This window comes from Crossiella sp. CA198 (assembly GCF_052078295.1).
GTDB lineage: Bacteria > Actinomycetota > Actinomycetes > Mycobacteriales > Pseudonocardiaceae > Crossiella.
In genome coordinates this window covers 104,962-115,754 of the sequence record NZ_JBQJIM010000025.1, presented here as the reverse complement: position 1 = coordinate 115,754, position 10,793 = coordinate 104,962, and the positions used below count along the sequence as shown (strand labels likewise).

Sequence of the window (10,793 nt, the reverse complement as noted above, 5' to 3'; positions counted from 1 at the left end):
TTTCGACTGGGGACCACCGGCATGAGCGACGAGAAGCTCCGCGAGTACCTCAAGCGGGCAACGGCAGATCTGCGCAAGGCACACAAGCGCATCCAGGAGCTGGAGGCCAGGGAAGGCGAGCCCATCGCGATCGTGGGCATGGGTTGCCGCTTTCCCGGCGGGGTCACCTCGGCGGACGAACTGTGGCAGCTCGTCCACGCGGAAACCGATGCCATCTCCGGGCTTCCCACCAATCGCGGCTGGCCGATCGAGGATCTCTACGACCCCGAACCGGGAAAACCGGGCAAGGTCTACGTCCGCGAGGCCGGATTCCTGCACGACGCGGGCGAGTTCGACGCCGAGTTCTTCGGCATCAGCCCCCGTGAAGCTCTCGCGATGGACCCGCAACAGCGACTCCTGCTGGAAATCGCCTGGGAAGCCCTGGAACACGCGGGCATCGACCCCACCAGCCTCGGCGAAACCGCCACGGGTGTGTTCACCGGGGTGACGGCCCAGGAGTACGGCCCCCGGATGCACGAGCCCGCCGACGAGCTGACCGGCCACCACCTGACCGGCACCCTGGTCAGCGTCGCCTCGGGCCGGATCGCCTACACCCTTGGCCTGCAAGGCCCCGCGGTCAGCATCGACACCGCCTGCTCGTCCTCGCTGGTCGCCATCCACCAGGCGGTCCGGTCGCTGCGCGCAGGCGAGTGCACGATGGCCCTGGCCGGTGGCGTGACCGTGATGGCCACCCCCGGCGTGCTGACCGAGTTCAGCCGCCAGCGCGGCCTGGCCCCCGATGGCCGCTGCAAGTCCTTCGCCGCCGCCGCCGACGGCACCGGCTTCGCCGAAGGCGCGGGCCTGGTTCTGCTCCAGCCCCTGTCAACCGCACTCCAGCAGGGACGCCGGGTCCTGGCCGTCATCCGCGGCACCGCCGTCAACCAGGACGGCGCCTCCAACGGCCTCACCGCCCCCAACGGCCCATCCCAGCAACGCGTCATCCACGCCGCCCTGACCAACGCCGGACTGACTCCCGACCAGATCGACGCGGTCGAGGCGCACGGTACCGGCACCACCCTCGGCGACCCCATCGAAGCCCAAGCCCTGCTGGACACCTACGGCCGACACCACCACGACCGACCGCTCTACCTCGGCTCGCTCAAGTCGAACATCGGCCACACCCAGGCCGCCGCAGGCATCGCCGGGCTGATCAAGATGGTCTACGCCATCAACCACGCCACGCTGCCCAAAACCCTGCACGTCGACGAGCCATCCCCGCACATCGACTGGTCCCACGGCAGTCTGCACCTGCTCACCGAGAGCATCCCCTGGCCCGACACGGATCGCCCCCGCCGGGCGGGCGTGTCCTCCTTCGGCATCAGCGGCACCAACGCCCACCTCATCCTCGAACAGCCACCCACCACCGAAACTCCCGCCGAGCCGCCAAACAATGCGGTCGTGCCCTGGGTCCTCTCCGCCAAGTCCGACAAGGCATTGCGCGCCCAAGCCGCCAACCTGGCCAGGTTGGCCGACCTGCGGCCTGCCGATGTGGCCCACGCATTGGCCACCCGCACCCAGTTCCCACACCGAGCCGCAGTCATCGCCTGCGACAGCAAGGAATTCGCGGCGGCGCTGGAAGAACTCGCCGCCGGACGCCCGCACCCCGCCCTGATCAGCCAGGTCGAGGACGGCGGCCAGGGCAAGTTGGTGTACATGTTCTCCGGCCAAGGCAGCCAGCACCCCGGCATGGGCAGCCAGCTCTACACAACACATCCGGTCTTCGCCGAAGCCCTGGACGAAATCTGCGCCGAGTTCAACCAACACCTCGACGAACCCCTGCGCGAGGTCATGTTCGATCAGCAATCCGCGCTCCTGGAACAAACCCTCTACACCCAAACCGCCCTGTTCGCCCTGGAACTGGCCCTGTTCCGGCTGATCACCCACTACGGACTCCAGCCCGACTACCTGATCGGCCACTCCATCGGCGAACTCACCGCCGCCGCAGCCGCCGAGGTACTCACCCTCCCCGACGCGTGCAGTCTGGTCGCCACCCGAGCCCGGCTGATGAACACCCTGCCGCCCGGCGCGATGCTCAACATCCACGGCACCGCCGACCTGCTCGACCAGATCGACATCGCCGCCTACAACAGCCCAACCCACACCGTCGCCTCCGGATCACCCGAGGACATCGACCAACTCGCAGAACTGTTGCAGGACAAGGGCATCAAGACTCGCCGCCTGCACGTCGCGCACGCCTTCCACTCCGCCCACACCGAACAGATCCTGCCTGAGTTCACCAAACACGCGGCCACCCTCACCTACCAGCCACCCCGAATCCCGATCATCTCCAACCTCACCGGATCGGTTGCCACTCAAGAACAACTCACCGATCCCCACTACTGGGCCCAACTCATCCGCCAGCCAGTCCACTTCGGACCGGGAATCGCCACCCTGGAAAACCTCGGCGCCACCACCTATCTGGAGCTGGGCCCCGACACCACCCTCACAACCCTCGCCAACCACAACACCTCCGGCCTGATCACCGCCACCCTCAACCGCGACAACCCAGAACCCACCACCCTCACCACCGCCCTCGCCCAAGTCCACCTCCACGGCCACCCCCTCAACTGGAGCACCCTCCTCGAACCCCTTCAGCCACAGCAGGTCGAGCTGCCCACCTACCCGTTCCAGCGATCGCACTACTGGCTGACCGAACCGCGTCAACCCGCGCCAGACCACCTCTCGGACGCGGATCTGGAGACGCTGCTCGGCACGGTGGACGCGGACCAGCAAGCTGCTCTGCGGACCGCGCTGCCCCTACTCGCCAGGTGGCGCCGACAGCGCGACAGCCAGTACCGCCTCACCTGGACCCTGCTGCCCGACACTCCCCACGCTCCGACAGGACGATGGCTGGTCGCCATCCCGGATTCCTATGTGGACGATCCACTGGGAGTGCTCCAGGCGCTGACGGAACACGGTCTCGACCCCGCCCCGGTGATCGTGGACACGCCAGAGCTGATCAGCCAGGCACGGCAAGGCGACGTTCGAGGCGTGCTGGCCGTTCAGCTTGATGTGGCCGCCACGGCCAGATTGCTGCGGGCACTGGATGACGCCGGGTTGGACGCGCCCGTCTGGGCTGCGACCGTCGGTGCGATGCCGGTCGAGGGTACGGCTGCCGACCCGTCCCAGGCCCAGCTCTGGGGTTTCGGGCAGGCCATGGCCGCCGAGTCCCCGGCGCGCTGGGGCGGCCTGGTCGACCTGCCGGGCCCGCTCGACCGCCGGGCCCGAGCACGACTGGCCCAGGTACTGGCCGCGACCGACGGCGAGGACCAGCTCGCGATCCGGCCCGCCGGGGTGTTCGCGCGCAGACTGGTCCGCCTCCCCATCCAGGAGGACAAGGCCCGGGTGCCCAACGGGGCGACCGTCCTGATCACCGGCTGCGACAGTCCCCTCGCCGCGCCCGCGGCCCGCTGGCTGGCCGAACACGGCGCCGAGCGATTCGTGCTGGTGGCCGAGACGCCGGTACCGGAACTCCAGTCCGGCCTCCTCGGCCGCGGAGCTTCCGTGGACCTGGTGCGGGGCGCCGCAGCTGACCGGGCGTTGCTCGCCGAGGTCATCGACGGCATCCCGGCCACGCACCAACTCGCCGTCGTTGTCCACATCGCACAGTCCACAGTGGACTCTGCCGTGATGCTGGGCGAGCTGACCGCCGAACTGGACTTGGCGGCCTTCGTGCTGTTCTCCGCCGCACCGGAGTTACCCGGTGCCGTGCCCGCGCACGCCAAGTTGCAGGCGCTCGCCCATCAGCGCGGCGCCCTGCACGTGGGCTGGGGGCCAACACACGACGGCCAGACTCCGGGCCTGCACGGCCTCTCACCCGAGCTGGCCATGAGCGTGCTCGGCCGGGCCTTCGAGCGCCAGGGACAGAGCGTCCTGGTCGCCGACGCCGACTGGTCGCAAGTGGTGAACGCGGGCGGCCACACGGCCTTGTTCCGCGCCCTCGCCGAACCGGAACCCGCCGAGCCGGTGGCCGCGGAAGCGGGGCCCTCACTACACGAACGGCTGGCCACGGCCGAGGGTGATGAGCGGCTGGCGATCGTGCTGGACCTGGTGTCCACCACCACCAAAACAGTCCTGAACATTCCCGCCACCGACCAGGTCGATCCGGAGGTCAACTTCCTGGACCTGGGGTTCTCCTCCCTCGCCGCGGTGGAGTTCAGCAAGCGGTTGCGCCGGTTGAGCATCGAGGTCTCGCCGGGTGCGATGTACGACAACCCGACGCCCGCGGCGCTGGCCGAACACCTCTGCGCGGAACTCGCGTCCGGGTCCGGGCGGTGAGTCCGTCATGAGGTTCCGAAATGTCACGAAGGGAGTTGGCATGAGCCACTCGGTCGTTGTCGCCGGCGGTGGCCCGGTCGGCCTGATGCTCGCCTGCGAGCTGGCCCTGCTGGGGGTGCGCACGCTGGTGGTCGAACAGCGCCCCCAGCCCAGGGAGGATGCCCCGGGAATCGCGGTGAACGCGACGGTTGTCGAGCTGCTCGCCCAGCGGGGCATCATGGACGCCATCCGGTCCGACGGGGTCGAGTTGCCGCAGGCTCGGTTCGCCTTGCTGTGGCTGGACACCACGCGGATGCGGGAGAAGCGGGTGTATGGGTTCGTCATCCCGCACGCTCAGCTCGCCCGGCGGCTGGCCGAACGGGCCCTGGAACTCGGCGTGACCATCCGCCGCGGACAGGAGGTCGTCGGGTTCAACCAGGACGAGAACGGCGTGGTGGTGGACCTGCGGGGGGATGCGGGCATCGAGTCGGTGCCGTGCCGCTACCTGGTGGGCTGCGACGGCGCGCGCAGTGTGGTGCGCGGGCTGGCCGGAATCGACTTCCACGGCACCGAATCCCCGTTCTACGGCCTGATCGCGGAGGTCGAGCACGAACCCGGCGACGCGCTGACGGAGTGGATCGGCACCCGGCTGGCGCCGGACGGGATCCTGATGGCGGTGCCCTCCGTACCGGGGCGGATCCGGGTGGTGACCGCCGAATTCGGCCGCACCGCGCCGGATCCCGTTGCGGCGCCGACATTCGACGAGCTGCGGGCGACAGTGTCCCGGCTGGCCGAAGCCGACTGGCAGCCCACCGGACAGGCACTCTGGCTCAGCCGGTGGGAGAACGCGACCAGGCAGGCCGAGCGATACCGGGCGGGGCGGCTGTTCCTGGCCGGGGACGCCGCGCACGTGCACTTTCCATTGGGGGGTCAGGCATTGGCGACCGGACTGGAGGACGCGGTCAACCTGGGGTGGAAGCTGGCGGCGGAGATCCACGGGTGGGCGCCGCCGGGGCTGCTGTCCACCTACCACGCCGAGCGCCATCCGGCGGGCGCGCGTGCCTGCCGCACCTCGCAGGCGCAGGTGGCGCTGATGCACCCGGTGGAGCAGGTGGCGCCGGTGCGGGAGCTGCTCACCGAGTTGATCCAGTTCGCCGAGGTCAACGAGTACCTGATCAAGGTGCAGGGGAACCTGGACGTGCGCTACCCGATCACCTCGGCGACCGCGGGCGCGCATCCGTTGCTGGGCCGCCGGTTGCCGCAGGTGCCGGTGGCCGTCTCGACCGGGGAGACCGACCTCGGCGTGCTGCTGCGGGCCGGGCGCGGGGTGGTGCTCGACCTGTCCGAGGGCGCGGTCAGCCTGGCCGGGATCGAGGGCTGGGCGTGCAGGGTGGACGTGGTCCCGGCCAAGCCGTCCGCGGAGATCGCGGCGGTGGCGCTGCTGCTGCGGCCGGACGGCTACGTGGCCTGGGCGGATTCGACCGGCGCCGATGACGCCGGCCTGCGTAGCGCCCTGCGAACCTGGTTCGGCGAACCGTCCATCAGGCGCTAACCGGACCCACCCCGTGTTGGCCGTTGTGGACGGTGAGTTGGCCGTTGTGGACGTCGAGTTGGCCCAACTGGTACGCCAGTTTGGCCCAAGTGGGCGTACCAGTTGGCCCAAGTGGGCGGGGAGGGCGGAGCGTGCCGCCAGTTCGGCCAAGACTGGGTACGACAACGGCCAACACTGTGTGCGACAACGGCCAACACGCCGGTGGGGGAAGGTGCGGCGGCCGCGTCTGGGGTTGCGCGGCCGCCGCACGGGGTTTCAGACGTCGCGGGAGCGGAAGACCGCGAAGGTCACGGCCAGCACGATGGCCGCGACCACGTACAGCCAGAGCAGGCCGCCCAGTGGTGGCAGGAAGCCGGGGTTGCCCTCCGGGGAGAGCACCTGCATGCCAGCCGAGCTGGGCCAGAACTTCAGCAGCGGCTTGCCGATCACCGAGGGCAGGCTGGGCAGGATCGCGGTGGGCACCAGCAGGGTCGCGGTGAACATGACCGCGATCCCGCCAGCCGTGGCCCGGACCAGGGTGCCCACGCCGAGGCCGAGCAGTGCGACCGCGGTCATCACCAGGCCGACGCCGACCACGGCCCGCAGCACGCCGGGCTGGTCCAGGGTCGCGAACGGCACGTCCCGCGAGGCGAAGACGCCCTGCCCGGCGAAGAACATGGCGAAACCGACCGGAATGCCGACGGTGAGACCGGCGATGGTGACCACGGTGGCCTTGGCCGCCAGCAACCGGCCGCGGCGCGGGACCGCGGCCAGACTGGTGCGGATCATGCCGGTGGAGTACTCGGAGGTCATCGCGAGCACGCCGAGCACCACCATCGCCAGCATGCCGAAGATGAGCCCGGTGAACAGGCTCTCGTAGGTGGGATCGAAGGCGGCGCGGCGGGCGTCGGCGCCGTTGCGGTAGGTCTGGGCCGCGTCCAGGCTGGCCAGTGACCCGATGCCGACGCCGACCACGGCGGTCAGGATCAGGGTGTACCAGAAGGACTTCAGGCTGGCCAGCTTCTGCCACTCCGAGCGCAGCGCGTGCCCGAAGGTCGCGGCGGGCACGGTGCTCCTGGGGCCGGTGGCGGCGTGCCGGCTCATCGCAGGGCTCCTTCCGGCACGCCGAACTCCACGCTGTCCCTGGTGAGTTTCATGAACGCCTCTTCCAGCGATGCCTGCCGGGTGGTCAGCTCATACAGCACAACGCCGTGGGTGGCGGCGAGTTTGCCGACGGCCTCGCAGTACATGCCGGAGACCTCCAGCATGCCGCCCGGTCCGGGCGTGACGCTCGCGCCGGCCTCGGTGAGGCGGCGGGCGAAGGTCTCGGCGTTCGGGGTGCGCAGGAACACCACCTTCTGCGAGTTGGCGCGGACGAAGTCGGCCACGCTGGTCTGCGCGATCAGCTCGCCGCGGCCGATGACCAGCAGATCGTCGGCGGTCAGCGCCATCTCGCTCATCAGGTGGCTGGACACGAGTACCGTGCGGCCCTCGTTGGCCAGATCGCGCATGAGGTTGCGCACCCACAGGATGCCCTCGGGATCGAGCCCGTTGACAGGTTCGTCGAACATCAGGATCCCGGGGTCGCCCATCAGCGCGGCGGCGATGCCCAGGCGCTGGAACATGCCGAGGGAGAACTTGCCGACCCGGCGGCCGGCGACCTTGTCCAGGCCGACCACGCCGAGCACCTCCTGCACCCGGTTGCGGGCGATGCCGTTGCTCAGCGCCAGGCACAGCAGGTGCTGGTAGGCGGTGCGGCCGCCGTGCACGGCCCTGGCGTCGATCAGCGTGCCGACCTCGCGCATCGGCGCGGGCAGGTCGAGATAGCGCTTGCCGTTGACGGTGACGGTGCCGCTGGTCGGCCGGATGAGTCCCAGGATCATGCTCATCGTGGTGGTCTTTCCCGCGCCGTTGGGCCCGAGGAAGCCGGTCACCAGTCCCGATCTGATCGTGAAGCTCAAGTCGTTGACCGCGGGCACGGCGCCGTACTTCTTGGTGAGGCCACGAGCCTCGATCATCCGACCTCCTTGGCGCGGACTCTTGGTCTCTCCACCGTGCCTTCGGGCGCTGACCGGAGCCTGACACCGGACAGACCCCCGCGCCGATCACCGGTCTGACCGCGGACCGCCCGGCGGGCGGGTAGGGGGTGGATAAGGGGCTGCCTGCGGGGCACCACCCCTTTTCTTTCTGGGTTCCCACGTTGTAAGCGCGCTTTTAGGGTGCTAGCGGAAAGTCTCCACACCGCACGAGGGAAGGAGGCAGTGGCGTGAATCGGATCAACGACACCCCGGGCGGCACCGAGATCGTGCTGGTGGGCGGCCCGGCCGACCTACCGGCCACGATCAGGAACCTGCGGATCGGCAACCTGGGCAAAACCAAGATCAAGATTCCGCGGCTGGGCGGTTACGAGCACTTCGAGCTGGTCGCGGAGGCGGGCAATGGCCGCCCCGCGGTGCCACTGGTGTTCCGGTGGACGATGCGCACCAAGATCGCGGAATAGCTTTCCCCGTGAGAGGGAATCGCAAGAGGATGCGGACACCGGGCTCAGGTCCGGTCGCCGCGGTCGCTGTCGTTGGGACGACGGTGCGACCCGGACCCGGCATCGCGGCCGGCGTCTGATCCTCGGGGGGACCGAACCGCCGCTGCGACGCCGACGCGTCGCCGGCCGGGAGCCGGGTTCGGTCTGACCGCCTCACCGGGAGGCGAGCACCACCTCGGCAGCTCCTGGACCACACCGCCGAGTTCATATGTGCACCGCGCTGGGGGCGGCTGACGGTGACAGAGCGCTTCAGGGGAGAGGCTTAGTGAAATACGAGATCCTGGGACCGTTACGGGTCTTAGACGACAACGCATATACCTCGATCAGCGCGCGCAAGGTGGAGATCACCCTGGCCGTGCTGCTGATCCGGGCGGATCACGTGGTGTCCTTCGACCAGCTGGTGACCGAGCTGTGGGGGGATTCGCCACCGCGCCGGGTGGCCGCGGGGGTGCACGTGCACATTTCGCAGCTGCGCAAGTTCCTGCACCGTCCGGACCGGGCGGACAACCCCATCGTCACCCACCCACGGGGCTATTTGCTGAAGCTGGGCAACGACGAACTCGACTTCCGGCACTTCCTGCGGCTCTGCGAGAGCGGCCGCGGTCTGGTGCGGGAGGAGCGCTGGGCGGAGGCGGCGGACTGCCTGGAGCGGGCGCTGGGGCTGTGGCGCGGGCCGGTGCTGCGTGATCTGGGCAACGGGCCGATCATCGACGGGTTCGCGGCCTGGCTGATGGAGTCGCGGCTGGAATGCCTGGAACTGCTGGCGGATTGCCGGCTCCAGCTCGGCAGACACCGGGAACTGGTGGCGCAGCTGTACTCGCTGATCGCCGAGTACCCGTTGCGGGAGACCTTCTACCGGCGGCTGATGCTGGCGCTGTACCGCTCCGACCGGCAGGCCGACGCACTGGAGGTCTACCGGCGGGCGCGCCGGACCCTGCACGACGAACTGGGCCTGGAACCCTGCCGGGCCCTGCAGGACCTGCAACGGGCGATCCTGTCCTCACCCAGGCAGCTGGACCTGCTGGCCGCCGGGTGACACCGCCCCGGGGTGGCGGCGCGCACCGCCACCCCGGGCCTGCGCCGGTCCGACTACGAAGGTGTGGTGATCTGTCGTGAAGTCACGTCCGCTGGCGGTGCCCGGCGTGTTCCTGTTCTCCCCCCAGGCTTTCGCCGATCCGCGGGGCGTTTTCCTGTCCCCGTATCAGGAGGCGGCGTTCGTGGAAGCCTTGGGGCACAAGCTGTTCCCGGTCGCGCAGACCAGTCAGAGCACCTCCCGACGCGGGTCGGTGCGCGGCATCCACTACACACTCGCGCCGCCGGGCACGGCCAGATATGTCTGCTGTACCAGGGGCCGGGTGCTGGATTTCGCCATTGATCTGCGGGTGGGTTCGCCGACGTTCGGGTTGTGGGATCAGACCGAATTGGACGGTCAGAGCTGCCGTTCGGTGTACTTCCCGCCGGGGGTCGGGCACGCCTTCGTCGCACTGGAGGACGACACGGTGGTGACGTACCTGATGTCGGAGCGCTATGTCCGGGAGAACGAGCTGGCGGTCTCGGTGGTGGACCCGGCAATCGGGCTGCCACTACCCGCGCTGGCCGATCCAGTGCGCTCGGACCGGGACCGCGCGGCGCCAACACTGGCCTGGGCCCGCGACCTGGGCCTACTGCCCGACTACACCGCCTGCCAGGCAGTCGAGCAACGCTGGCGGCAGAACTAATCCGCAACCCCCACCGGCGAGTTGGCCGTTATGGACGGCGAGTTGGCCGTTGTTGTACGCCACGTTGGCCGTTGTGGGACAGAGCAGAGGGTGGGGTTGGGGTGAAACCCCACGACGAGGGCTCTCGCGTGTTCTCCGTACGGCCTGGAGCATGCAGACCACACCCCGATGAGTGGCCCCTGCAACACAAACCGCCGCCAAACCCACCCAACGTGACGGGGGCCGCTCATCGGGGTGTGGTTGGCTGGCGGAAGGCCGTACGGAGAACACGCGAGCCCTCGGAGCCACGCTGGTTCAGGCCCCGGCAGCCCAAACCCCGCCCCGCAACCTGCTCATGCCGGGGTTTGATCTGCCTCCCCCCTCCGGTGGTCTGCCCGGCCGGCGAGGCCATCCTTTTTTGATCTTCGGCTCTTGATCTAAACCAAAATCAAGATCAAGGGCGTCCTCGCCGGACGGGCAGAAATCAAAGGATGGGGGGACGAACGAAGAGCAAGAACCAGTGCTCGTGTGCGGTTCCCCATCCCCGTCAGCCCTCCGATACCAAACCACATCTCACCGAGCGGCCCCCGTCACGTTGGGTGGTGTCGGCGGCGGTTTGTGTTGCAGGGCCACTCGGTGAGATGCGGTGTGTCCTCTCCAGGCTGACGGGGATGGGGAACCGCTCGGGGATAGTTTTCGAAAAGCCACCCCCGCCACCGGTATTCGGGCT

The 10,793-nt window shown here is 69.2% G+C and carries 7 protein-coding genes and 1 pseudogene; 6 read left to right on the top strand and 2 right to left on the bottom strand.

Annotated features, from left to right (window positions below):
• Window positions 1-6: 6 nt before the first annotated feature.
• The 3 genes and pseudogenes from ACTOWY_RS34680 to ACTOWY_RS34670 all read left to right on the top strand — a co-directional run.
• Window positions 7-2,583 (top strand): annotated as a pseudogene (locus tag ACTOWY_RS34680) (type I polyketide synthase); the annotation flags it as partial.
• A gap of 549 nt (window positions 2,584-3,132) precedes the next feature.
• Complete coding sequence (locus ACTOWY_RS34675; RefSeq protein ID WP_441313870.1) at window positions 3,133-4,317, top strand: beta-ketoacyl reductase; 1,185 nt, start codon at window positions 3,133-3,135, stop codon at window positions 4,315-4,317.
• 40 nt (window positions 4,318-4,357) lie between these two features.
• Entirely contained in the window at window positions 4,358-5,848 is a 1,491-nt protein-coding gene (locus ACTOWY_RS34670; protein ID WP_441313825.1) for an FAD-dependent oxidoreductase, read from the top strand.
• A 255-nt stretch (window positions 5,849-6,103) separates the two neighbouring features.
• On the opposite strand, the gene ACTOWY_RS34665 is transcribed toward ACTOWY_RS34670, so the two are convergent.
• Window positions 6,104-6,931, bottom strand: a complete 828-nt coding sequence (locus ACTOWY_RS34665) for an ABC transporter permease (protein ID WP_441313824.1) — start codon at window positions 6,929-6,931, stop codon at window positions 6,104-6,106.
• Entirely contained in the window at window positions 6,928-7,845 is a 918-nt protein-coding gene (locus tag ACTOWY_RS34660; RefSeq protein ID WP_441313823.1) for an ATP-binding cassette domain-containing protein, read from the bottom strand. Before ACTOWY_RS34660 ends, ACTOWY_RS34665 begins: the two co-directional genes overlap by 4 nt.
• Window positions 7,846-8,093: 248 nt before the next feature.
• Here ACTOWY_RS34660 and ACTOWY_RS34655 point away from each other — a divergent pair, with 248 nt between their 5' ends.
• From ACTOWY_RS34655 to ACTOWY_RS34645, 3 genes are all read left to right on the top strand, one after another.
• A complete protein-coding gene (locus ACTOWY_RS34655; RefSeq protein ID WP_441313822.1) occupies window positions 8,094-8,327 on the top strand; it encodes a DUF5988 family protein in 234 nt (77 codons plus the stop codon).
• A 304-nt stretch (window positions 8,328-8,631) separates the two neighbouring features.
• Window positions 8,632-9,402 (top strand): AfsR/SARP family transcriptional regulator, encoded by a 771-nt coding sequence (locus ACTOWY_RS34650; protein WP_441313821.1) that lies wholly within the window; start codon window positions 8,632-8,634, stop codon window positions 9,400-9,402.
• A gap of 76 nt (window positions 9,403-9,478) precedes the next feature.
• Window positions 9,479-10,084, top strand: coding sequence for a dTDP-4-dehydrorhamnose 3,5-epimerase family protein (locus ACTOWY_RS34645; protein ID WP_441313820.1), 606 nt, complete (start codon window positions 9,479-9,481; stop codon window positions 10,082-10,084).
• Window positions 10,085-10,793: the final 709 nt, after the last annotated feature.

Excerpts from the sequence above, each read along its gene's own strand:
- ACTOWY_RS34675 (WP_441313870.1), top strand. The coding sequence starts at position 3,133 with ATGCCGGTCGAGGGTACGGCTGCCGACCCGTCCCAGGCCCAGCTCTGG.
- ACTOWY_RS34670 (WP_441313825.1), top strand. The coding sequence starts at position 4,358 with ATGAGCCACTCGGTCGTTGTCGCCGGCGGTGGCCCGGTCGGCCTGATG.
- ACTOWY_RS34665 (WP_441313824.1), bottom strand. The coding sequence starts at position 6,931 with ATGAGCCGGCACGCCGCCACCGGCCCCAGGAGCACCGTGCCCGCCGCG.
- ACTOWY_RS34660 (WP_441313823.1), bottom strand. The coding sequence starts at position 7,845 with ATGATCGAGGCTCGTGGCCTCACCAAGAAGTACGGCGCCGTGCCCGCG.